Raw genomic sequence first — 23035 nt, forward strand, 5'->3', positions numbered from 1 at the left:
TCAACCCTCCTTCGCGGGCGTTGGAGCCGATTGACCGCTGTCTTTCAACGCCTTGGTCACTTCCGGCGGCATGTACTTTTCATCGTGCTTGGCCAGCACTTCATCGGCCACCACTACGCCATCGGCATTGAGTTTGCCCAGGGCAACGATGCCCTGCCCTTCGCGGAACAGGTCCGGGAGGATGCCGCGATAAGCGATGGTCACGGATTTGTTGAAGTCGGTGACGACGAACTTTACATCCAGCGAGTCGCCGGAACGCTGCAAGGAACCGGCCTCGACCATGCCGCCCGCGCGGATGCGCGTGTCTTGGGGGGCTTCGCCGTTGGCGATCTGGGTCGGTGTGTAAAACAGATTGATGTTCTGCTGCAGGGCACTCAGGGCCAGGCCGACGGCAGCGCCGACGCCGACCAGAATCGCCAGAATGATGATCAGACGCTTTTTACGCAGGGGATTCACTTGCCGTTCTCCCGGCGCAGACGACGCGCCTCTTGTTGCAGATACCGCTTGCGGGCCAGGATCGGCGCCGCCACGTTGAGGGCCAGCACTGCCAGGCAAATGCCATAGGCCGACCAGACATACAGGCCGTGATGGCCCATGGCGAGGAAATCGCCGAATGACGCAAAACTCATCGAGCGACCTCCAGGCTGCTTTGCACTTCGGCTTTCACCCAACTGGCCCGTGCTTCGCGCTTGAGCACTTCAAGGCGCATGCGCAGTAGCAATACCGCGCCGAAGAAGCAGTAGAAACCCAGCGCCGTCAGCAGCAATGGCAGCCACATCTCGGCGGGCATCGCCGGTTTTTCGGTGAGGGTGAAAGTCGCGCCCTGGTGCAGGGTGTTCCACCACTCCACCGAGTATTTGATGATCGGGATATTGATCACGCCGACAATCGCCAGCACCGCGCAGGCCTTGGCCGCACTGTCACGATTGCTGATGGCGTTGCCCAGCGCAATGAGACCGAAGTACAGGAAAAGCAGGATAAGCATCGACGTAAGTCGTGCATCCCAGACCCACCACGAGCCCCAGGTCGGTTTGCCCCAGATCGCCCCGGTGACCAGCGCCACGGCAGTCATCCAGGCACCGATGGGCGCTGCGCATTGCAGGGCGACGTCGGCCAGTTTCATCTTCCACACCAGCCCGACGACGCCGCACACCGCCAGCATCACGTAGATGGACTGCGCCAGCATGGCGGCCGGAACGTGGATATAAATGATGCGGAAGCTGTTGCCCTGCTGGTAGTCCGGCGGCGCGAACGCCAGGCCCCAGACCACGCCAACGCCGATCAGCAGCAACGCCGCGACACTCAGCCATGGCAGCATTTTGCCACTGATGCCGTAAAACCATTTGGGCGAGCCGAGCTTGTGAAACCACGTCCAGTTCATAGTGTTTCCGTCACGGTTGCTCTTTACTGTGAAGAGCCAGGGCCTGTCTTTCTTCAAAAGAAGTGATCAAAAAATGACCAGACCTCGTTATTATTCGCCGACGCTGATCTTCAGGCCAGCAGCTATTGCAAAAGGTGTCAGGGTTATCACCAGGGCGGTCAGGCTACCCAGCCACAGCAGATAACCGGTCGCCGGCATGCCTTGCAAGGCGGCCTGCAAGGCGCCACTGCCAAGGATCAACACCGGGATGTACAACGGCAGAATCAGCAGCGCCAGCAACAGGCCGCCGCGCTTCAAACCCACCGTCAGCGCTGCGCCCACCGCTCCGAGCAGGCTCAGCACCGGTGTACCGAGCAACAAAGAAAGCAGCAACACCGGCAGACAGGCGGCAGGCAAACCGAGCATCAACGCCAGCAAGGGTGCGAGCAAAACCAGTGCCAGGCCGGAAAACGCCCAGTGTGCCAGCACCTTGGCCAAAACCAGAAGAGCCAGGGGGTGCGGCGAAAGGACCCACTGTTCAAGGGATCCGTCTTCGAAATCACTGCGGAAAAGCCCGTCCAGCGAGAGCAGGACCGATAAAAGCGCGGCCACCCAGACCAACCCCGGAGACAAGGTTTGCAACAATTGAGACTCGGGACCGACCGCCAGCGGGAACAACGAAACCACAATCGCGAAGAACACCAACGGGTTGGCCAGTTCAGCAGGACGGCGGAACAATAGACGGGCCTCACGGGCCACCAACAGGCCGAAAACACTCATACGGCCCATTTCCCCAGATCGATGTCGCGATAACCGGCCGGCATGCGGCTCAGCGTATGGTGAGTGGTCAACACCACCATCCCACCGCGTTCGCAGTGCGCAGCCAGGTGCTCTTCGAGTTGCGCCACGCCTTGCTTGTCGAGGGCCGTGAATGGTTCGTCGAGAATCCACAGCGGCGGGCTCTCCAGATACAAACGCGCCAAGGCAACGCGGCGTTGCTGGCCGGCGGACAATGTGTGACAAGGCACATCTTCGAAACCGCGCAGCCCGCCTGCGGCCAAAGCGTCCCGGATCGCTTCATGGGAAGCGGGTTGATGCAGGGCACAGAGCCAACTCAGGTTCTCTTCCGGCGTCAGCAAGTCCTTGATCCCGGCGGCATGGCCGATCCACAACAGATTGCGCGCCAGCTCGGTGCGTTGCTCGTTCAACGGCTGGCCGTTGAGCAGAACCTCACCGGCCGTCGGCTGCATCAGGCCTGATAACAGACGCAACAGACTCGTCTTGCCGCTGCCGTTGGGGCCGCTGATCTGTACCATTTCGCCACTGGCCAGTCGCAAATCGAGATTTTCGAAGAGCAGCCGAAGGTCTCGCTCACAGGCAAGGGCAACGGTTTGCAGGACAGGACTGGTCAAGGGTTCACGGGCCTTATACGGTTCAAGTCGGCTCTGGCGCGGCCGTTAAAGAGATGCAGGATAAAGGTAATGGCGGCCCGAACTAACGAGCTGGATCAAATAATTGCAATGTTTCCGGCACTCTGTATACAACTGCGCGGCATTATACATGCCAGCTCCTACTCTAAAGAGTGCATTTTCCCAAGGTTGTGACCGCGTATGACAGGCGAAATGAACATCCTCCCGCTGCCGCAGATCACCCCGACTTCTGCGCGCCCACAGGTAGTAAGCGGCGAGTTGCTCAAGCTGCTGACGCCCATCGAAGGTCTGATCACGGCGGGCCAGACCGCCAAGGCTGAAGTGCTGTCGCTCAAGCAGGCGGACCAGACGTTCCAGCTATTGCTCAAGGTCACCCTCGAAAGCGGCCGCCAGACCACGGTCCAGGCCACCAGTAATCAACCGCTGGCCCAGGGCACCAGCGTCGCCGTGACGCAGCCGTCGGCGGGCAATCTGGCGATCACCGTTCAACAAGCCATTGCTTCCAGCGTCGCCACGCTCACCCGCATCGACACCGCGCAACTGCCAGTCGGTACGCTGTTGCAGGGCAAAGTGCTGACCTCCCAGGTGTTGCCTCAAGTGCCCGGCCAACCGACGGTGTTTCGCTCGATGGTCAGCCTGCTCAACACCGCATTGAGCGGCAGCACCCTGAGTGTCGACAGCCCGCAACCCTTGCGCATCGGCACCTTGCTCAGCGCGCAGGTGCAGGACACGCATACGCTGAAATTCGTACCGCTGAGCAGCCGTCAGGAACAGTTGGCGGTGACCCAGCAACTGGTCAGCCAGACCAGCCGTCAAGGTTCTCTAGATGGCTTGCTCAAGCTCCTGCAAAACCTGCCGCCTTCGAACCAGACCTCCAGTGACGTGCGTGCTGCGGTAGACAAGCTGCTGGCCGGACTGCCGGACGTTCACCAACTGAGTACACCAAAAGGCTTGGCGCTGGCGCTCGCCGGTAGCGGTGCGTTCCTCGAATCGAAACTGCTGACCGGCCAGAACCCGGCGCTGGCACCCGACATGAAAGGCGACCTGCTCAAGCTGATCGCGCAACTGACGCCGGGGCTGCCGGCCAGTACCAATCTCGGTGCAATCATCGCCGCCAACACCCTGGCCCAGGCGATGCCGAGTTTCGTACGCAACGCGTTGGGCATGCTCGGACAGGTCAGTGCCAAGCCGTCGCCCACCAGTTTTCCACTGCCCGAACGGATGTTGCAGAGCGCGGACGGCGAAGACGATCTCGAACACCTGCTGCGCCTCGCCGCGGCAGCGGTTTCACGCCTGCAAAGCCATCAGTTATCGAGCCTGGAGCAAACCGGAGTGACCAACGACGGACGACTGATGAGCACCTGGCAGCTGGAAGTGCCAATGCGCAATCTGCAGGACATCGTGCCCTTGCAGATCAAGTTCCAGCGCGAAGACGCACCGGATAGCGATCAACCTCAGGAACGCCGCGACGAACGCGAGCCGAAACAACAATTGTGGCGGGTCGATCTGGCCTTCGACATGGAGCCGCTGGGGCCGATTCAGGTTCAGGCGCAGTTGATCAAGGGCAGCCTGTCCAGCCAGCTGTGGGCCGAACGGCCGTACACCGCCAGCCTCATCGAAAGCAATCTGGCGACATTGCGCGCGCGCATGCTCGATTGCGGCCTGAACGTCGGCGATCTCGATTGCCACCACGGCAAACCGCCCCAAGGCCCACAAACCCGCCTCGAACAACGCTGGGTCGACGAAAACGCATGAACATTCCCAACGCCCCACGCCAGGCCATCGCCCTCAAATACGACGGCAGCCACGCCCCGACCCTCACAGCCAAGGGTGACGAAGAACTGGCGGAAGAAATCCTGCGGATCGCCCGCGACTATGAAGTGCCGATCTACGAAAACGCCGAACTGGTGAGACTGCTGGCGCGGATGGAGCTCGGCGACAGTATTCCGGAAGCGCTGTATCGCACGATTGCCGAGATCATCGCCTTTGCCTGGAATCTCAAAGGCAAGTTTCCGGCGGGGCAGGATCCGGATGCGGTCATGGTCGAGAAGGACATTACCGAACGCGGGGAGGACTACTAAGAATTCAAGGACGCCATCGCCAGCAGGCTGGCTCCCACAGTGATCCGTGGCGGCAGCGGATTTTGTGAACGACACCGAACGACTGTAAGAGCGAGCCTGCTCGCGATGGACGCAAGGGCGCCGCGTTTATTCAGAATGCCCATTCGCGGGCAGCCAGTGCCGGGCCATGGTCAATTAAGGCTCCCGGTGGGTTTTGGCAGTGGCAGGCCGGTGGCAGGATCGAGGCCTTTCTCTGTGCTCAGTTTCTCGATCAGCTCTGCGGAGGGAATGACGGGAACCGCCGAGTCACGCTCTCGTTTCCATTGGAAGGTGCCATCCCACTCGGGAAGGGTTGCAGGGGGGAGTGGGACGATGTCATCCAGGTCGGGGATTTTTGCTCCGAGGTGTTCGTGGCGACTCAAAAAAAACATAATTTTACCGTATCGATCGACGCGTTCGTCATCTTGTTCTAATGCCATATAGTAAAGTTCATCAGATGGCGGTGGTCCTTTAAAAGCATTTTCAAGACTATGTGCGCTAGTGACGTTGCCATTTCGGATAGCTGTTTGATGTGCGCGCAGGGCCTCTTGGTATAGCTCCGAGCCGTTCGAGTAAACTGCGTAGTATCTTGCCGCTAGGGCACTATCTTGTTCCATAGCACACTTGTACATTTTCAACATAACATCTGCCATATTGGGCACATAAGATAAAAGTCTACCTATGTAGTATTGGGCGTGCGGATTCCCCAAATCGGCTGCCTGCCGAAAATACGCTCTAGACGCGGCAACATCCTGTTTAACGCCATAACCCAACTCAAGGTAATGCGCCATGTCGTAGTACGCCCCGGGGATGCCTTTGGCGACATAATATTCAGCCAGATCGATAACTTCCTTACTTGCGCCAGGAGAACTTGCTTGCCCAGTTGACAGGAGGTATTGCAAATTTGTCGCAGCTTTGTAATGGTCGTGTGCAGCTGCGAGACGATAATAGCGGGCGATCTCAGTGTAATCCTTTTGCCCTTTACGTTTTTCCAGGTAAATACCATACCGATAGAGAATGTCCGCGTCCTGATCCAATACCGGTAACGAATCGCTTTCGTGAACGCACTTGAATTCCAGACTACTGTAAGCGAAGTCCGCCGACGCAGATTCAGGCATTGGCTCGTCTTTTTCTGAGCAGGCCGTGATCAGCAAGTAGCTGACAAACGCCAGTAACAGCCTACCCACCCCAAGCCGATTACTTATCAAGTTTCGCCGCATGTCATCACGTTTCATTGAGTACCTTCGCTATCATCCATTCACTTCCCAAACTGCCCACTTACAAATCCACACGGTAATGCTCAGGTGGCCTCGCTGAGTTTTGGCAGTGGCAGGCCGGTGGCAGGGTCGAGGCCTTTCTCTGCGCTGAGTTTCTCGATCAGCTCTGCGGAAGGAATGACGGGCACCGCCGAGTCACGCTCTCGTTTCCATTGGAAGGTGCCATCCCACTCGGGAAGGGTTGCAGGGGGGAGTGGGACGATGTCATCCAGGTCGGGGATTTTTGCTCCGAGGTGTTCGTGGCGTGTCAGGAAGTCGCTGATTTTATTGTATCGATCGACGCGTTCGTCATCTCGATGTAATGCCAAATAGCTTAGTTCATTAGACACAGGTGGTCCTTTGAATGCATTAGCGAGGCTATACGCACTCAGATCGTCGCCATTTCGGGTTGCCGCATGATAACCGTGCAGAGCTTCTTGATACTTTCCGATTACTTTCGTATAACTTGAATAACTTCTTCCTGCTAATCGATGCCCTTGTTCCATCGCACACTTGTACATTGCCATCATGATATCAGCCGTATTGGGAACGTAAGATAGAAGCCGGCCTATGTAATACTGAGCGTCTGGACTTCCCAAGTCGGCAGCCCTCCGAAAGTAAGCTCTGGAAGCAGCAACATCTTGTTTGACGCCATAACCTAACTCCAGGTAATGCGCCATGTCGTAATAGGACCCAGGAATGCCTTTGGCCACATAGTACTCAGCTAGATCAATGGTCTCTTTGCTTGAGTCGGGAGAATGGGTCTGTCCGGTTGACAGCAGATATTGCAGATTAGTCGCGGCTTTGTAATGATCATGTGCAGCCGCGATACGATAATAGCGGGCGATGTCGTTGTAATCCTTCTGTCCTTTACGTTTTTCCAAGTAAAGGCCATACCGATAGAGGACGTCCGCGTCCTTGTTCAATTCCGGCAAGGAATCGCGTTCATACACACACTTAAACACCAATTTACCGTAGGCAAAGTCTATTTGCGAAGGTTCGAGCATCCTTTCTTCCTTTTTCGAACACGCCAACATAAAAAAACAAAAAAATAAAACAATAATTACTTTCTTCATCGCTCAGTCCCAATTCTTTCTTTCAGGACTCTCTTGCAAAAATTCAACTAACGACGCAACTGGAGATTTTAAATCCATTGCCATTTTTCTTTGCAGTCCCTCCACTCTTCGGGCGTTATTTTCTACAAGAATCTCATTCCACCTTTTGAACATCCCATCCATATCAGATCCAAACGCTTCACCCCCCGTATGCACCCCAAACAAATGCTCCCGCAACGGCTTCGTAACCGCAGGATCCTCAATGCAAATATTCAACTCACTGTCTACCTGCATACTGCGGGTATTGATGTTCGCTGAGCCGAGGGTGGTGAAAACATCGTCGACAATCATCAACTTGCTGTGCACATACACATCCATCCACTGTCCGGGCGGTGAGTCTGGCGCCACCAACGTACAGATATGCACTTTCAACCCGGGAATTTCGGACGGTGAAATAATTTCCCGATCAAGGCCTGGAAGTCTTTTTTCAAGCGTTTCAACCTTGGCCCGTGCCTGCGCCAGGTTGGTTTTCAGCGTTTCGAAATAGCGCGCCGCCGACGCCTCAGGGTCAGTGCCGTATATTCTTTCAAAAACCCCTTTGTTCACCGTGGCCAAACGTTCTGCTTGTTTGGCTTGCTCAATGTCGGCCAACAATTGGTCACGACGTTCGGCTCTGGCCACCCCCGGCATCAGTTCCGGACGCCCCAATTGCTTCAACATGCGGAACGTATTGACCGAGCCGTCCCCCATGGCCTCCTGGGTGGAGTTGGTGACGACGAAGAGATAGAGCGGCCCATATGTTTCGAGATCGCGCCCGCCGTCGATGAGGGCTTGCGCAACGCTTTTGATTTTTTCCGCCAGGGGTGGCCAGCGAAAGTATTGGTTCTCGATGTAGATGAATCGGGTCGTGTTGTTGACGGCTTTCAAATACAGCTTCTCGATGTCTCGCTTGTTGTCCTGGCTTTGCGTCCTGAGGATCTGGGCCATGACGGCGGTGCCATGCCCTGGTCGTACATGAAGTTGCGGGGCGATGTGTTGACGAGAAGCCAGCAGGTCGATGCGGGTTTCTTTTTTCCAGGCCACACAAAAATTGTGATTCAGGTGCTCAAGCACCGGGCCGGTCACCCGGCTGGAAATATCCTGCCTGGGCGTTTCGCCATTGCGTCCGAACTGTGGGTGCAGTCGCTCGTAGCCGTGCTGGTCGTTGTCCCAGTAGGCATCCAGCGTGTTATGCCCCATGACAAAACCCACCGCGACCTGCGGTTTTTCATAATCCACCAGGACCATTTTCTGGTGATGGGTCGGTTCGGCAAACATCGCCACCGAACTCATGACTTTGTTGCGGGTACTGCGATCCTCATCCATCGATTTCATGGCCAGCCGCCAGGCAATCTCTGCCCGGTCAAGCAAGCCGAAGTCGCGGGTAACGAACTCGATGTTCTTGATGCTCAACGAGGGCTCATTGCCCCACATCAGCATGCGGAAGAAGCGTTGTCCCAGCTCGATCGGACCGGTTTCAGCGCCGGTGTAGGCAAGCCGGATCTGCCGATACCACAACTTGTCATACTCGATTTGCGCGTCGTTTCGGTTTTGCCTGAACTTGCCGAACCAATTGGAAACATTGTCACCCGGGGTCGAATTCTCCGAAGTCTGGGCCACGCGCAACGTGTCGTACCAGCACAGGATCCGGACTTGAACACCTTCGTTGGCTTTCTTGATCAGCAGATCTCCAATGCACAGCGAACTGGTGTCGCCCCGCTTGAAATACATCGAAGGCTGAAAGCCCCAGCAGATGATTTCCACGCTGCTTTTGGCCGCCAGGATGGCGTCATACACCGCACCGAACGCACGCTCGCCGTTGACCAGAGGTTCGAATGTCGCGGGCACCGGATGGTATTCGGTGTTCTGCACGAACCACGGCAGGTTGAGCTGACATGACATGGTTTTGCTGGTGGCGACCGGGACAGTGATCGTGGGGGTGGTCATCTTCAAGCCTCCGGCTTCGGCGAGTTAAGTTGGGTGTAAGCCTGGCGGAACTGACTGGCGTCATCCGGGGGCGTGATCTCGGGATGTGGCTGGCTCGAATGGCGTTGAAAACCCTGATTCGCCCGCTCGGCGTTGTCCGGATCATCCGTGTAGTCGCCGGCCACCGGCACGTTGTACTTGACCCCGTTAGCCAGCTCGATGCGGTAACGGCTGGTGGTGGCATGGTGGTCAACGGCGATTTGGCCACTGGCATCCATGACACCGTTTCCAGCCGGCGCGCCATCGGCGAACACCTTGTAAGGCATGCCTGCCCAGGGCTGATAACCTGCGACACTGCTTTGCCCCACCATCAATGTGAGCGTTTGCCTGAGCGAGGCTGTGGGCCACGCCGGGTTATCGCGATTGAGTTGCGCCGGGCCACTGAACGTTTTCTTCACACCCTTTACATCAACGGTGCCGGGCGCATGGATTTCGATATTGCCGTCTTTGATACGGATGTAGGCGCCGCCGCTGGTGAGCAGGATTTCCTCCTGCGCGGCGATCTCGACGGTGCGTGCGGTCGACGTAATGCGCACGCTGTCCCTGGCGGTGAGTTCGATGCAATCGCTCTGCGCCTGGATTTCGATCTTGCCTTTGGCCGCAAACAATTTGGCGCCCGCGGCCTGGGCAAACAGGCTGATACCTTCAGCAACGCTGGCCAGCAATGACTTGCCGCTGGCGAGGTTGATGTCCTCACCCGTTGAGAGAGTCAACTGCTTGCCGCTGTGCAGGTGGGTATTTTGCGGCGTCGCAGTGGCGATGTCGGCCGGGGCCGAAGCGATCAGCAACGGTTTGTGGTAACCGGGGGTCTGGCCCCGGCCGCCACTGCTGATCGCTGCATCGGTATCACCCGCGTTGCGCGTTTGCCGCTTGGCGCTGGAGACGCTGTTGTCATCGCTGCCATAGTTAAGCTGAGTGTCGGCGGTCAGTTGCTCAAGGCTGTCGACGCCCCCCTGCATCGGCAGGGCATTGTGCTGCTGAGCGGCCTCGGACAATGCCCTTACGCGCTCTTGAGCATTCGTCAGTTGCAGCCGGGCTTCTCGAACATCGACCTGGCCGCCTTGCGCGTTGTTGCGCGGCCATGTGCTCAGATACAGCCCTTGCTGTGCGCGCAAGGCACCATAGGCATCCGTACGTAACTCAAAACCGGTGCCGCGCAAGCCGCCGCGCTGATTGCCCTGTTGATCTATCAGGTAGCCGAGGTTCAGCTGGCTGTGTCCATGACTGCTGTGGATCTGGGTACGAACCTGGCCGGTGGAGTCGTCCATCACCCACTGGTTGTAGCCGCGCCCCTGGATTTCCCGGCTTTTATAACCACTCATCAAACCGCTTGAGTGCCAGGCGGGCTTATGCCCGCCGTAGACTTGCCCCATCACCAGTGGCCGGTCGATGTCGTTGTCGAGGAAGGTGATCACAACTTCCTCACCAGAGCGGGGCACATTCACACTCCCCCACTCCTGGCCGCTGCTGGCCTGCATCATGCGCAGCCAACATGAGCCCAGTTCGCCATCCTTTACCAGGCGGTCCCAATGGAAGCGTACGCAGATCCGATTAAGGCTGTCGGTAAAGACTTCGCGGCCGCTCGGGGCCACTACGACTGCGGTCTGCGGGCCGGGACTGGCCGGTTTGGCATGAGCGAACGGGCTGCGATAAGCGATGTCCAGACGCTGAGTCTCAAAGCGGTTCAGGTAGAAGCCTTCGCTTTTCACTGCGTACATCGACTGGCGCTGCTCGGATTCGAAAAGCGCATTCAGGCTGCCGGGCGGGCTGATTCGCTGCATGCCGACTGGCAGGTTGCTCTGGGCGAAGAACTCCACCGCGATGATCAGGAATTGGCGCTCCTTGATCGTCTTGAGTTCATACAACGGATGTTGGGCCAGTTCGAATCCATGACCGGGTTGCATCTGGCGCACGCCGCCTTGTCCCTGTATGCGTCTGGCAGCCGATTCGTCCTGTTCAATCTGCACACGGCTGAGCCAATCGCCACGGTCGGGATTCTGCCAGGCATATTGCCCCCGGTATTGATAACGCTCGAGATCCGGTGGCGCCGATGCAGCAGGCAGCGCCACGGTTCGCGTGACCTGTGATCGGGCATGACAGAAATAGTCATTGCTGCTTGCTTGCACTGCACCATTGAGCAATCGGGCACCGGGGCTCCATTGAGTGATGCTGTCTTGCAGGTCGGCCGCCTGTTGCGTGTGGAACCGCAGGGTCGCCGGGGTGAGGGTCGGCAGGAACATGAGACTGTCAGTGAAAACAATGCAGTGACTGTCCACCTCATGTTGCACATACCAGAACAAACCTTCTTGCTCACACCAACGCTGCACGAAATGGGCATCGGTCTCGTTGAACTGGGTGACGTAGGACAGCAGTGGATATTCCCGTGACAGTTCGAAGCGGTACGCTCCCCTCGCCTGGCTATAGTGCTGGAACACTTGGGCAAAGATGTCGGGAAGGCTCATTTCCTGCCAGATCCGGCAATCCACACGGTATTCCAACAGGCTGAACCAGGGAGCGAAGACCAGTTGCCAGTCGTCCAGCCCGCCGTCGCTTCCCAGGTAACGCACGCTTTCCACCCAGCCATGCCTGGGGCTGTAGCTACCGTCGTCCAGCTTGATGCCCAGTTGCACCGCCTGACCAATGAGTAGCTCCGGGTCGAATGCTGCAGCCTGATTGATCACGTCGACCGTGTAACGCGGCACTCGACCCATCCGCTCCTGACCATGGGCTCGCAGCGCGAACAGCTCTTGCCCTTGGGGTGTTGTCAGTTGCAACAAGCGCTCGGCCTGGCTCAGCGGATGGCCGAACGAGGACATCGCGGTGTCACTGATTGAATTCACCGTTCAAACTCCCTTTGTCATGAGTCCTTGATGCTTCAGCCGATCAGCCAGCCTTGGGTCTGGTTGGCCGAGGTAAAGTCCAATATCCAGACGGCGCAGCCAGGTTCAGCGCGGGCGGTCAGCCAGGCGAGGCCGATTTGTACCCATTGCTCGGTCACCGGCCCGAATCGAGCGCCAAGGGGGCTGAGGCAGATCTGTCGGTCAAGATCCAACCCGGGCAAAAAGTCCCGGGCATACTCGTTGAGCTGGATGAGCCGCTGGCGATCGAGCGCGCCACCTGAGATCAGCACGCTTACTCGCGCAAGATTAATGGCCGTAACCTCACACAGCGCTGTCATCAACCTTTCGAAAATTTGCGTATCGGGGCGAGCCCGTGAAGTGCGAGCAAGATGATCCAGTTCGATCGGCGCAAACAGCTTCAGGGGGCTGTGGGACCTCGGATCTGTCTGCGCCGATTGGCGGCGCAGCAGCACCGCACTAACCGCTTCGCCAGCCATCTCCTCAGGCGGACACAACGTTATCTGTTCCTCGCAGGCCCACGTGTCCAGGCTTAGGCACAACAGGTATTGCGCTCCCGCACTGTGAGCCAGAACCTCGGGCAACCACTGCGCCGCAGATTGTGTCTGCAGGTCAAAACCACGATGCGGCAATAGCTCAGTCGGCCAAAGGCTCAGGGCTCGATCAAGCCAGTCCATGGCGCGGACTGCACCCGGAACGAACAACACAACCTGAGTGTTGCGCCAGTCGATTGAATGCCGAAATGCCGGCGCCCATGTGTTCAGAGCTGCCTTGAGGATTTCGCTGGAGCGACCGAGCGCCTCGGCTTCCGGCCATCCTGTGGCCGGGGTGGCTAAACGGCGGACAGGCCGACTAAGTCCCCGCGTATCAAGCAGGCGTGGGTCTTGAATGACGTCGGCATGCAGCCCCGCCAGCTCACTCGCTGGCAACGGCGCGTCATATGAGCCACAAGGAAGCCAGACCCAGGCCCGGATAATGTCGACGCTGGCGGAGGCGAATTTGCCCTCGGGAAATACCATGCCTGCCAGACGTTGCTGCTCCTGCGCGGCCAAACGCCGCTCGGAGATTCGATCGTAGATACTCGTACGGATTGCCATCCCTAATCCTTAGAGAACGCCGGTGTCCTTTTGTGTAGCAACCAACCGCGCACCACAGGAAACCAGATCACCGTCGCGGGCCACCGCTCTGTCATCGACCAGCAGCGTTTCGTCACCACTGACGATGGAACACTCCCCGTGAGGGCAGGACACCCGATCGCCGAGTCTCGCAACCGCGAGACCATTGATAAAAGTCGAGGGTGATCCTTCAAGCACCCTCCCTCCGCTAGAAGTCGGGTCGTCGATAACGATGATTGGTCGCACAGGAATCGTCCGTGTTTGCACTGTGCTGCACGGTACTGACGGCAAACAATTGTCACAAGTCGGCGCATTCCGTAAAACTTGTAGCCTGGGGTCGTAGGACGGCGTGGTCCTTGTCCTAGGACCGCCCAGCAACGAGATTACAAAGTGCCGATCTGCAAAAACGCCGAGCTGGTGAGGTTGCTGGCGCGAATGGAATTGGGCGATAGCATTCCGGATGAGTTGTATCGCAAGATTGCCGAGATCATCGCCTTTGCGTGGAATTTGAAAGACAAGTTTCCGGCGGGGCAGGATCCGGGTGCGGTCATGGTCGAGAAGGACATCACCGAACGCGGGGATGATTACTGAGGATTCAAGGACGCCATCGCGGGCAAGCCCGCTCCCACAATGATTGATGGTGCACACAAAGTTTGTGACCACCACTCAAACCCTGTGGGAGCGGGCTTGCCCGCGATGGCGATTTCAGGCCCTAACGACCTGATCAGTTCCTATGCAACTTGCTCATCAACTCCGCCTCAGCCTGGGTCAAGCCGCAGGACTGGGTCAGTTCGTCGACGCTCGCGCCCATCCCGACCAGTCGCGCCGCCTGGGCGAACGACAGGCTGGTGGGGTCGCGCTGTTCCAGCTGAACGAGTTTGTCCGGCAATGGCGCGACGATCGCACGTAGCTCATGCAGGTCTTCACCCATGCGCACGTTGCCATTCTGATAGTCGTCAACGCGCTTGCCCAGGTCCTTGATGCGCTGATCCCGCTGCGCATCACTCTGGGCCTGTTGTGCGGCGATCTGCTTCTGAGCGCGAATGTACGCCAGGAACATCGCCAGCGTGCCTGCCCAGAACAGGAACAGGACAATGACCGCAACCTCAAGAATCAATCAGATACTCTCCAGTTCCGACCATTCTTCTTCGCTCATCATCTTGTCCAGTTCGACCAGGATCAGCAGTTCGTTGTTCTTGTTGCACACGCCTTGAATGAACTTGGCGGATTCTTCGTTACCGACGTTTGGCGCGGTTTCGATTTCCGACTGACGCAGGTAAACCACTTCGGCCACGCTGTCGACCATGATCCCGACAACCTGCTTGTCGGCTTCGATGATGACGATACGGGTGTTGTCGCTGATTTCGGCATTCATCAGGCCGAAGCGCTGGCGGGTGTCGATCACGGTGACCACATTACCGCGCAGGTTGATGATGCCCAGCACGTAGCTCGGCGCACCCGGGACCGGGGCGATTTCGGTGTAGCGCAGGACTTCCTGAACGCGCATCACGTTGATGCCGTAGGTCTCGTTATCCAGCTTGAAGGTGACCCATTGCAGGATCGGATCTTCGGAACCTTTTGCCGCCGTTGCCTTGTCATTCATACCCTGACCCCTCAAGAAACCGCCCTGGCGGTGTTGTTCTGTTATGTAGTTTTATGCGGCGGTTTACTGCCGCCCATATGCTTTGCGCCGCCGCTGGCGATCAACTCGGCCAGCGCGGAAACGTCGAGCAACGCACACATGTGTTCAATCACCGTGCCGGCCAGCCATGGCCGCTGGCCACGGTGACTGCGCCACTTGATTTCGTTCGGGTCCAGGCGCAACGAACGACTGACTTGATGCACCGCCAGCCCCCATTCGTAACCCTGAACCGAAATGACGTATTGCAGGCCCTGCTTGAAATCGTCGCGATAACGGTCGGGCATGACCCAGCGAGCGGTATCCAGCACTTTCAGATTGCCAGCCTGGCTCGGCAGGATCCCGAGGAACCACTCCGGCTGCCCGAACAACGGCGTCAGTTCATGACCGGCCAGGGAATAAATCGAACCCAGGCACACCAGCGGCACCGCCAGGGTCAAGCCGGCGACATCGAACAACAGGCATTCGAACGGCTCGGCAGCCCAGGAAGGACGATCGTCGGTTTCCAGCGGTGGCGGTGTGTTGGCGGGCGGCAGATGAACTTCGACCACCGGCGCCACCAGCGTTGGCTGCACCTCGGCAACCTTCGGTTCCGGCACTTGCTGTACTTCGGCGACGGGCGCCGCCAGTGTTTGCAGCAATGGCGCGATGGTCGATACCGACGGCAGCATCGACGTGGGTGCTTCGATCACAGCAATTGCCGGACGTGCAGGCACTTCCATCGGCACGGCCGCTTTGGCGACCGGCTCGGCAGTAAAACCAGCCTGCCGGGCGTCACGAGCCTGCTCTTCAAGCACCGCGGCCTGGAACTCATCGAGTGCCGCTTCGTCTTCGACCACCTCAGGAAGCGGGTCAAGCGGAGCCAACAGTTCCTCGGTCACCTCTTGCAGAAGGTTGTCCAGATACGACTGCAGCGCCAATTGCGGACGCGACGTGAGTTTCAATGGCCGGTCAAGACTCATCTCACGCCACCTGCGGAACAAGTTGTGCCGCCAGCAGATGCTTGAGCAAGGCGCGGTAAGCCAGGACGCCGCGACTCTTGCCGTCGAATTGCGAAGGCGTCAGCCCGGCCCGGCTGGCATCGCGCAGGCGGGTGTCCACCGGGATGTAGCCTTGCCAGATTTCCTCTGGAAATTTATCGCGCAGGACCCGCAGCGTGCCCAGGGAGGCCTGGGTGCGGCGGTCGAACAGTGTCGGCACGATGGTGAACGGCAACGCCTGTTTGCGGGATCGGTTGATCATCGCCAACGTGTTGACCATGCGCTCCAGGCCTTTGACCGCCAGGTGTTCGGTCTGCACCGGGATCACCAGCTGCTGGCTCGCCGCCAAGGCATTGACCATCAGCACACCGAGCAGCGGCGGGCTGTCGATCACCGCGTAATCGAAGTCTTGCCACAACTGCGCCAGGCTCTTGGCGATCACCAGTCCCAGCCCACTCTGCCCCGGCGACTGACGCTCGAGGGTCGCCAGCGCGGTGCTCGAAGGCAGCAGGGAAATGCGCGGGTCGCTGGTCGACAGCAGCAGCTGCCCCGGCAAGCCCTGGGGCACGTTGCCCTTGTGCAGGAACAGGTCGTAGTTGCTATGTTCCAGGCTGTCGGGGTCGTAACCGAAATAGCTGGTCATCGAGCCGTGGGGGTCGAGGTCGACCACAACCACGCGCTTGCCCGCCTCGGCCAGCAAACCGGCTAAAGCGATGGATGAAGTGGTTTTACCGACACCACCCTTTTGATTGGCGACTGCCCAGACTCTCATTCGGATTGTTCCTCCCGGCCCAATGAATCGACCGAGAAATAGCTCAACGTGTTAATGCGGGTGACGGAGAATTGACGGCGCTCTCTCGTACCGGCGACTTGACCGGGGTCGGTGCAGTTTGTGTGCCAGCACGCTTCAACGCGGCATCCGGTTGCGCATTGGCAGTTCCAGTGCCAGTCAGGCTGCGGCGTACATCGAGGTTGCGCGACACCACCAGCACCACGCGCCGATTACGTGCCCGGCCTTCTGCCGTGGCGTTGTTGGCGACCGGCTGGAATTCGCCATAGCCCACCGATGCCAATCGACCGGGATTCACACCCTGCATCGCCAGCATGCGCACAATGCTGGCTGAGCGGGCCGACGACAGTTCCCAGTTGGTCGGGTACTGCGCGGTACGAATAGGCTGATCGTCGGTGAAGCCTTCGACATGAATCGGGTTGTCGAAGGGTTTCAGGATCGCCGCGACCTTATCGATGATGTTGAAAGCGATGTCACTGGGCATGGCGTCGCCACTGCCGAACAACAGGCTGGAGTTGAGCTCGATCTCCACCCACAACTCGTTGCCACGCACGGTCATCTGGTTGGACTGGATCAGATCACCGAACGCCGCACTGATGTCGTCGGCGATGCTCTTCAGCGGATCGCTGCTACCGGCGACGCCGGCGTCGACTTGCTCGCTGTCTTTGACCAACGGCTTGGCCGGGGTCACGGTCTTTGGTCGCTCCTCACCGATCGGAATCGGCTTGAGCGCGCGGTCGCTGTCGGTGAAAACACCGATCAGCGCCTCGGAGATGATCTTGTACTTGCCTTCGTTGATCGACGAGATCGAATACATCACCACGAAAAAAGCGAACAGCAGCGTGATGAAATCCGCGTAGGACACGAGCCAGCGCTCGTGGTTAACGTGTTCTTCCTGATGCCGACGACGAGCCATTAGGTTAGTCCCTTAATCCATGAAGCCTTGCAGCTTCAACTCAATGGAGCGTGGGTTTTCACCTTCGGCGATCGACAGAATCCCTTCCAACAACATTTCGCGATAACGCGATTGGCGCAACGCGATGGATTTGAGTTTGGCGGCAATCGGCAACAGCACCAGGTTGGCGCTGGCTACGCCATAAATGGTGGCGACGAACGCTACGGCGATGCCGCTGCCCAATTGCGACGGGTCAGCAAGGTTGCCCATCACATGGATCAGGCCCATTACTGCACCGATGATGCCGATGGTCGGCGCATAACCGCCCATGCTTTCGAAGACTTTGGCCGCTTCGATGTCGCGGCTTTCCTGAGTGTAGAAATCCACTTCCAGAATGCTGCGGATCGCTTCCGGTTCGGCGCCATCCACCAGCAATTGCAGGCCTTTGCGCGAGTAGTTGTCGGGTTCGGCGTCGGCCACCCCTTCCAGACCGAGCAAGCCTTCCTTGCGTGCGGTCAGGCTCCAGTTGACGACACGATCTACGCCGCCTGCCAGGTCGACACGCGGCGGAAACAGAATCCACGCGAGAATCTGCATCGCGCGCTTGAAGGCGCTCATTGGCGATTGCAGCAATGCCGCACCAATGGTCCCGCCGAGTACGATCAAGGCTGCGGGGCCGTTGGCCAGCGCACCCAGATGGCCGCCTTCGAGGTAGTTGCCGCCGATGATGGCGACGAACGCCATGATGATGCCGATAAGGCTGAGAACATCCATCAGATACACGCCTCGACGATGTGCCGGCCAATGTCGTCCAGGCTGTACACCGCGTCAGCGAGTTCGGCTTTGACGATGGCCATCGGCATGCCGTAGATCACGCAGCTGGCTTCATCCTGCGCCCAGATCGAACTGCCGCCCTGCTTGAGCAGGCGCGCGCCCTCGCGACCATCGGCGCCCATGCCGGTCAACACCACCGCCAGAACTTTGTCACCGTAGGACTTGGCCGCCGAACCGAAGGTGATATCGACGCACGGTTTGTAATTCAAACGCTCGTCGCCCGGGAGGATTTTCACCGCCCCACGGCCGTCGATCATCATTTGCTTGCCGCCCGGTGCGAGCAGGGCCAGGCCAGGACGCAGGATATCGCCGTCCTCGGCTTCCTTGACGCTGATGCGGCAGAGTTTGTCCAGACGCTCGGCGAACGCCTTGGTGAACGCAGCGGGCATGTGCTGGATCAGCACGATCGGCGCCGGGAAGTTGGCCGGCAATTGGGTCAGCACCCGCTGCAAGGCAACCGGGCCGCCGGTAGACGTACCGATGGCCACCAGTTTGTAGGCTTTGCGTTTTGGCGCCGGTGATGACTGCGTGGGCGCATGGGTACGCACCGGAATCGGAGCCGGTGCCGGACGCACAGGTGCGCTGCTGCCGTAACTGCTTGTGGAAGGCGTAGGCGTCGGAGCAGGTGCGGCCACCGGAGCCGGTGCACTGTAGGCGCTGACACGACGGTTGCTGCGCGAAATGCTCAGAATCTTTTCGCACAGCAGTTGCTTGACCTTCTCGGGGTTGCGCGAGATGTCTTCGAAATTCTTCGGCAGGAAATCCACCGCGCCGGCGTCCAGCGCATCGAGGGTAACCCGGGCGCCTTCGTGGGTCAGCGAGGAAAACATCAAGACCGGGGTCGGGCAGCGCTGCATGATGTGCCGCACCGCCGTGATGCCGTCCATCATTGGCATCTCGTAGTCCATGGTGATCACGTCCGGCTTGAGAGCCAGCGCCTGATCGATCGCCTCTTTTCCGTTGGTCGCGGTACCGACGACCTGGATATTCGAATCCGCTGAAAGAATTTCCGAGACGCGGCGGCGGAAAAACCCCGAATCGTCCACCACCAGGACTTTGACTGCCATAAACACTCCATTAGGTGCAGCGGCGCGTCATCGCGCCGCTGCCCCGGATTCAAATACGCTTTGTGGCGTAACGCTTGAGCATGCTTGGAACATCGAGAATCAGCGCAATGCGGCCGTCACCGGTGATGGTGGCGCCGGACATGCCCGGGGTTCCCTGGAGCATTTTGCCCAATGGCTTGATGACCACTTCTTCCTGGCCCACCAGTTGATCGACGACGAAGCCGATCCGCTGGGTGCCCACCGAAAGGATCACCACATGGCCTTCGCGCTGCTCTTCGTGAGCGGCGGAGCTGACCAGCCAGCGCTTGAGGTAGAACAACGGCAGCGCCTTGTCCCGCACGATCACCACTTCCTGGCCGTCCACCACGTTGGTGGTCGACAGGTCGAGGTGGAAGATCTCGTTGACGTTCACCAGCGGAAAGGCGAACGCCTGGTTGCCGAGCATGACCATCAGCGTCGGCATGATCGCCAGGGTCAACGGCACCTTGATGACGATCTTCGACCCCTGGCCCTTGGCCGAGAAAATATTGATCGAACCGTTGAGCTGGGAAATCTTGGTTTTCACCACGTCCATGCCCACGCCACGACCCGACACGTCGGATATCTCGGTCTTGGTCGAGAAACCCGGGGCGAAAATCAGGTTGTAGCACTCGGTATCGCTCAGTCGATCGGCCGCGTCCTTGTCCATCACGCCGCGTTTTACCGCGATCGAACGCAACACGTTCGGGTCCATGCCCTTGCCATCATCGGAGATCGACAACAGGATGTGATCGCCTTCCTGTTCCGCGGCGAGAATGACCTTGCCGCCACGGGCCTTGCCCGAGGCTTCGCGTTCTTCCGGCGACTCGATGCCGTGGTCGACCGCGTTGCGCACCAAGTGGACCAACGGGTCGGCCAAGGCCTCGACGAGGTTCTTGTCGAGGTCGGTCTCTTCGCCGACCAGCTCCAGGTTGATCTCTTTCTTGAGCTGGCGCGCCAGGTCGCGAACCAGGCGCGGGAAGCGCCCGAAGACTTTCTTGATCGGTTGCATCCGGGTCTTCATGACCGCGGTTTGCAGATCGGCCGTGACCACGTCGAGGTTGGACACGGCTTTGGACATGGCTTCGTCGGCGCTGTTGGCACCCAGGCGGACCAGGCGGTTACGCACCAGCACCAGTTCGCCAACCATGTTCATGATTTCGTCGAGACGCGCGGTGTCGACCCGCACAGTGGTCTCGGCTTCGCTGGCCGGTTTTTCCGCGGGCGGTGCGGCCGGGGCACGGGCCGGAGCCGGTGCAGCGGCGGCAGGTGCCGGCTTCGCGGCTTCGGCCTTCGGTTCAGGAGCCTTGGCCACCGGCTTCGGTGCCGCAGCCTTGGCGACAGGCGCCGCAACCGAGGCGCTCGCGCCGGTTGCCGTGCCAGCCGTGGCGCCCACTTCAGTGAACTTGCCCTTGCCGTGCAATTCGTCGAGCAGCGATTCGAATTCGTGATCGGTAATCAAGTCACTGCCGGCCGCCGCAGCGGTTGGCGCAGCAGGCGTCGGCACCGAAGCGATGGCCGATTCCAGCGCATCCACGGCAAAATTGCCCTTGCCGTGCAGTTGGTCGAGCAGTGCTTCGAATTCGTCGTCGGTGATGTCGGAACTGTCGCCCGCGGCTTTCGGAGCCTGCGGCGCGGCAGGGGCCGCCGGTGCCACCGCATCAACGGCGAACTGGCCTTTACCGTGCAACTGGTCGAGCAACGACTCGAACTCGGCGTCGGTGATTTCGTCGCTGGCCGCAGTATCGGCGGCGGGCGCTGGAGCAGCCGCCGGCGCCTCGGCCTGGGCCTTGACGGCGTTCAGCGAGTCCAGCAGTTGTTCGAATTCATTGTCGGTGATGTCGCCTGACTCGCTTTGAGCGGCAGGTTCTTCAACCACTTCGGCGACGGGTGCTGGCGCTGCCTCGTCAGCCGATTGCGGCTCGGCCAGACGGGCCAGTGCCGCGAGTAATTCTGGCGTGGCAGCCGTGATCGGGCCACGCTCGCGGACTTCGCTGAACATGCTGTTCACCGCGTCCAGTGCTTCGAGAACCACGTCCATCAATTCCGAGTCAACGCGACGTTCGCCCTTGCGCAGGATGTCGAACACGTTCTCGGCGATGTGGCAGCACTCCACCAGCTCGTTGAGCTGGAGGAAGCCGGCGCCCCCTTTTACAGTGTGAAAACCGCGAAAAATTGCATTGAGCAGATCCGCATCATCCGGTCGGCTTTCCAGCTCGACCAGCTGTTCGGACAGTTGCTCTAGAATCTCGCCGGCCTCAACCAGGAAATCCTGAAGGATCTCTTCATCGGCGCCGAAGCTCATTAATGGTGTGCTCCTACAGGTCTAAAAACCCAAAAAACCTGAAATTCCTGAAACTCTAGAATCCAAGGCTGGATAACAAATCGTCCACATCGTCCTGACCGGACACAACGTCTTCTCTTTTATCGGCATGAATCTGCGGACCTTCACCCTGAGAGAGATGTTTTTGTGGATCTTTTTCTGCAAGCATTGCTTCACGGTCATGCTCGATGCCCGCAAAACGGTCAACCTGACTGGCCATGAGCACGAGCTTGAGCAGGTTGCTCTCGACTTCGGTGACGAGTTGGGTCACACGCTTGATGACTTGACCTGTGAGGTCCTGATAATCCTGGGCCAGCAGAATATCGTTGAGGTTTCCCGACACGGCACGGTTGTCTGTGCTGCTGCGCGTCAGGAACCCGTCGACTCGCCGGGCCAGTTCGCGGAACTCTTCAGCCCCGACTTCGCGACGCATGAACCGCCCCCAATCCGTGCTCAAGGCCTGGGCTTCGTCAGCCAGGCTGTTGACCAGCGGCGTGGCGTTTTCCACCAGGTCCATGGTGCGGTTGGCTGCGGCCTCGGTCAGCTTGACCACATAACCCAGACGCTCGGTGGCGTCGGTGATCTGTGACACCTCTTCGGCTTGCGGCATGTGCGGGTCAATCTGAAAATTGACGATCGCGCTATGCAGCTCGCGCGTGAGCTTGCCCACTTCCTGATACAGGCCGCGGTCACGGGTCTGGTTGAGCTCATGGATCAATTGCACAGCATCGCCAAACCTGCCCTTTTCAAGGCTCGCGACCAGTTCGACGGCGTGTTTTTTCAGGGTCGATTCAAAATCGCCCTGCGAAGATTCGTTATGCCCCATAGCTCCCCCGTGGCGCAGTTCAACCGATGCGTTCGAAAATCTTCTCGATTTTTTCTTTCAACGCCTGGGCCGTGAAGGGTTTGACCACATAGCCGTTTACACCGGCCTGGGCCGCTTCGATGATCTGCTCGCGCTTGGCTTCAGCGGTCACCATCAACACCGGCAGGTGCTTGAGCTTTTCATCGGCACGCACGTGACGCAGCAGATCGATACCGGTCATGCCAGGCATGTTCCAGTCGGTCACCAGAAAGTCGATGCTCCCGCTGTTGAGGACCGGAATGGCGGTAGTGCCATCGTCGGCCTCGACCGTGTTGGTGAACCCAAGGTCACGCAACAGGTTTTTTATGATCCGCCGCATCGTTGAGAAGTCATCAACGATGAGGATTTTCATGTTCTTGTCCAATTCGACCTCCAAGCAGACTAAAACGCGCCCAGCACCTGGACGCGCCATTTCAATCAATCTGG

At 58.8% G+C, this 23035-nt stretch carries 23 protein-coding genes and 1 pseudogene; 3 read left to right on the top strand and 21 right to left on the bottom strand.

The features are described from left to right. From ccmE to ccmA, 5 genes are all read right to left on the bottom strand, one after another. Complete coding sequence (ccmE, locus tag D8U69_RS26250) at positions 1 to 456, bottom strand: cytochrome c maturation protein CcmE (RefSeq protein ID WP_056852992.1); 456 nt, start codon at positions 454 to 456, stop codon at positions 1 to 3. Beyond that, positions 453 to 629 carry a heme exporter protein CcmD gene (gene ccmD, locus D8U69_RS26255; RefSeq protein ID WP_008055370.1) on the bottom strand — a complete coding sequence of 59 codons (177 nt, stop codon included), beginning with the start codon at positions 627 to 629 and terminating at the stop codon, positions 453 to 455. The genes ccmE and ccmD overlap by 4 nt, the downstream gene beginning before the upstream one ends. After that, positions 626 to 1381 carry a heme ABC transporter permease gene (locus tag D8U69_RS26260; RefSeq protein ID WP_056852993.1) on the bottom strand — a complete coding sequence of 252 codons (756 nt, stop codon included), beginning with the start codon at positions 1379 to 1381 and terminating at the stop codon, positions 626 to 628. The genes ccmD and D8U69_RS26260 overlap by 4 nt, the downstream gene beginning before the upstream one ends. 90 nt (positions 1382 to 1471) lie before the next feature. Then, complete coding sequence (ccmB, locus tag D8U69_RS26265) at positions 1472 to 2140, bottom strand: heme exporter protein CcmB (RefSeq protein WP_130908466.1); 669 nt, start codon at positions 2138 to 2140, stop codon at positions 1472 to 1474. Then, a complete protein-coding gene (gene ccmA / locus D8U69_RS26270) occupies positions 2137 to 2772 on the bottom strand; it encodes a cytochrome c biogenesis heme-transporting ATPase CcmA (RefSeq protein ID WP_130905233.1) in 636 nt (211 codons plus the stop codon). The genes ccmB and ccmA overlap by 4 nt, the downstream gene beginning before the upstream one ends. A gap of 198 nt (positions 2773 to 2970) precedes the next feature. Between ccmA and D8U69_RS26275 the strand changes: the two genes are divergently transcribed. Then, positions 2971 to 4545: a flagellar hook-length control protein FliK gene (locus D8U69_RS26275; protein WP_130908467.1), complete on the top strand. Its 1575-nt coding sequence runs from the start codon at positions 2971 to 2973 to the stop codon at positions 4543 to 4545. Continuing rightward, the gene (locus D8U69_RS26280; protein WP_130908468.1) at positions 4542 to 4871 is read left to right on the top strand and encodes an EscU/YscU/HrcU family type III secretion system export apparatus switch protein; all 330 of its coding nucleotides are present in this window, start codon (positions 4542 to 4544) and stop codon (positions 4869 to 4871) included. The genes D8U69_RS26275 and D8U69_RS26280 overlap by 4 nt, the downstream gene beginning before the upstream one ends. A 170-nt stretch (positions 4872 to 5041) precedes the next feature. On the opposite strand, the gene D8U69_RS26285 is transcribed toward D8U69_RS26280, so the two are convergent. From D8U69_RS26285 to D8U69_RS26310, 6 genes are all read right to left on the bottom strand, one after another. Next, positions 5042 to 6124, bottom strand: coding sequence for a sel1 repeat family protein (locus D8U69_RS26285; RefSeq protein ID WP_241668697.1), 1083 nt, complete (start codon positions 6122 to 6124; stop codon positions 5042 to 5044). Between the two features lie 65 nt (positions 6125 to 6189). Continuing rightward, positions 6190 to 7221, bottom strand: coding sequence for a DUF6396 domain-containing protein (locus D8U69_RS26290; protein WP_241668698.1), 1032 nt, complete (start codon positions 7219 to 7221; stop codon positions 6190 to 6192). 3 nt (positions 7222 to 7224) lie between these two features. Further along, positions 7225 to 9186, bottom strand: a complete 1962-nt coding sequence (locus tag D8U69_RS26295; protein ID WP_130908469.1) for a phospholipase D-like domain-containing protein — start codon at positions 9184 to 9186, stop codon at positions 7225 to 7227. Positions 9187 to 9188: 2 nt separating this feature from the next. Then, on the bottom strand, positions 9189 to 12065 hold the full coding sequence (locus D8U69_RS26300) for a type VI secretion system Vgr family protein (RefSeq protein WP_130908470.1): 2877 nt from the start codon (positions 12063 to 12065) through the stop codon (positions 9189 to 9191). A 35-nt stretch (positions 12066 to 12100) separates the two neighbouring features. Next, positions 12101 to 13180 carry a hypothetical protein gene (locus tag D8U69_RS26305; RefSeq protein WP_130903487.1) on the bottom strand — a complete coding sequence of 360 codons (1080 nt, stop codon included), beginning with the start codon at positions 13178 to 13180 and terminating at the stop codon, positions 12101 to 12103. 9 nt (positions 13181 to 13189) lie between these two features. Next, complete coding sequence (locus D8U69_RS26310; protein WP_330219570.1) at positions 13190 to 13465, bottom strand: PAAR domain-containing protein; 276 nt, start codon at positions 13463 to 13465, stop codon at positions 13190 to 13192. Between the two features lie 111 nt (positions 13466 to 13576). Between D8U69_RS26310 and D8U69_RS26315 the strand changes: the two are divergent. Next, a pseudogene (locus D8U69_RS26315) lies at positions 13577 to 13789 on the top strand (EscU/YscU/HrcU family type III secretion system export apparatus switch protein); the annotation flags it as partial. A 133-nt stretch (positions 13790 to 13922) separates the two neighbouring features. Here D8U69_RS26315 and D8U69_RS26320 read toward each other — a convergent pair. The 10 genes from D8U69_RS26320 to D8U69_RS26365 are packed head-to-tail and all read right to left on the bottom strand — an operon-like array spanning position 13923 to position 22961. After that, positions 13923 to 14315 carry a DUF2802 domain-containing protein gene (locus D8U69_RS26320; protein ID WP_056853000.1) on the bottom strand — a complete coding sequence of 131 codons (393 nt, stop codon included), beginning with the start codon at positions 14313 to 14315 and terminating at the stop codon, positions 13923 to 13925. Next, a complete protein-coding gene (locus D8U69_RS26325) occupies positions 14316 to 14801 on the bottom strand; it encodes a chemotaxis protein CheW (protein WP_007980742.1) in 486 nt (161 codons plus the stop codon). 41 nt (positions 14802 to 14842) lie between these two features. Further along, complete coding sequence (locus tag D8U69_RS26330) at positions 14843 to 15799, bottom strand: CheW domain-containing protein (RefSeq protein ID WP_056853001.1); 957 nt, start codon at positions 15797 to 15799, stop codon at positions 14843 to 14845. Between the two features lies 1 nt (position 15800). Next, positions 15801 to 16589, bottom strand: coding sequence for a ParA family protein (locus tag D8U69_RS26335; RefSeq protein WP_056853002.1), 789 nt, complete (start codon positions 16587 to 16589; stop codon positions 15801 to 15803). Positions 16590 to 16632: 43 nt separating this feature from the next. Continuing rightward, entirely contained in the window at positions 16633 to 17523 is an 891-nt protein-coding gene (gene motD, locus D8U69_RS26340; RefSeq protein ID WP_056853003.1) for a flagellar motor protein MotD, read from the bottom strand. Positions 17524 to 17535: 12 nt separating this feature from the next. Further along, a complete protein-coding gene (locus tag D8U69_RS26345) occupies positions 17536 to 18276 on the bottom strand; it encodes a flagellar motor protein (RefSeq protein ID WP_056853004.1) in 741 nt (246 codons plus the stop codon). Next, on the bottom strand, positions 18276 to 19403 hold the full coding sequence (locus D8U69_RS26350; RefSeq protein WP_130908472.1) for a chemotaxis response regulator protein-glutamate methylesterase: 1128 nt from the start codon (positions 19401 to 19403) through the stop codon (positions 18276 to 18278). The genes D8U69_RS26345 and D8U69_RS26350 overlap by 1 nt, the downstream gene beginning before the upstream one ends. 49 nt (positions 19404 to 19452) lie before the next feature. Further along, positions 19453 to 21726, bottom strand: a complete 2274-nt coding sequence (locus D8U69_RS26355) for a chemotaxis protein CheA (RefSeq protein WP_130908473.1) — start codon at positions 21724 to 21726, stop codon at positions 19453 to 19455. A 55-nt stretch (positions 21727 to 21781) separates the two neighbouring features. Next, on the bottom strand, positions 21782 to 22570 hold the full coding sequence (locus D8U69_RS26360; protein WP_130903481.1) for a protein phosphatase CheZ: 789 nt from the start codon (positions 22568 to 22570) through the stop codon (positions 21782 to 21784). Positions 22571 to 22589: 19 nt separating this feature from the next. Then, the gene (locus D8U69_RS26365; protein WP_003183998.1) at positions 22590 to 22961 is read right to left on the bottom strand and encodes a chemotaxis response regulator CheY; all 372 of its coding nucleotides are present in this window, start codon (positions 22959 to 22961) and stop codon (positions 22590 to 22592) included. Between the last annotated feature and the right edge of the window lie 74 nt (positions 22962 to 23035).

The sequence above is a fragment of the Pseudomonas sp. Sample_16 genome (genome assembly GCF_004307665.1).
Taxonomy (GTDB): domain Bacteria; phylum Pseudomonadota; class Gammaproteobacteria; order Pseudomonadales; family Pseudomonadaceae; genus Aquipseudomonas.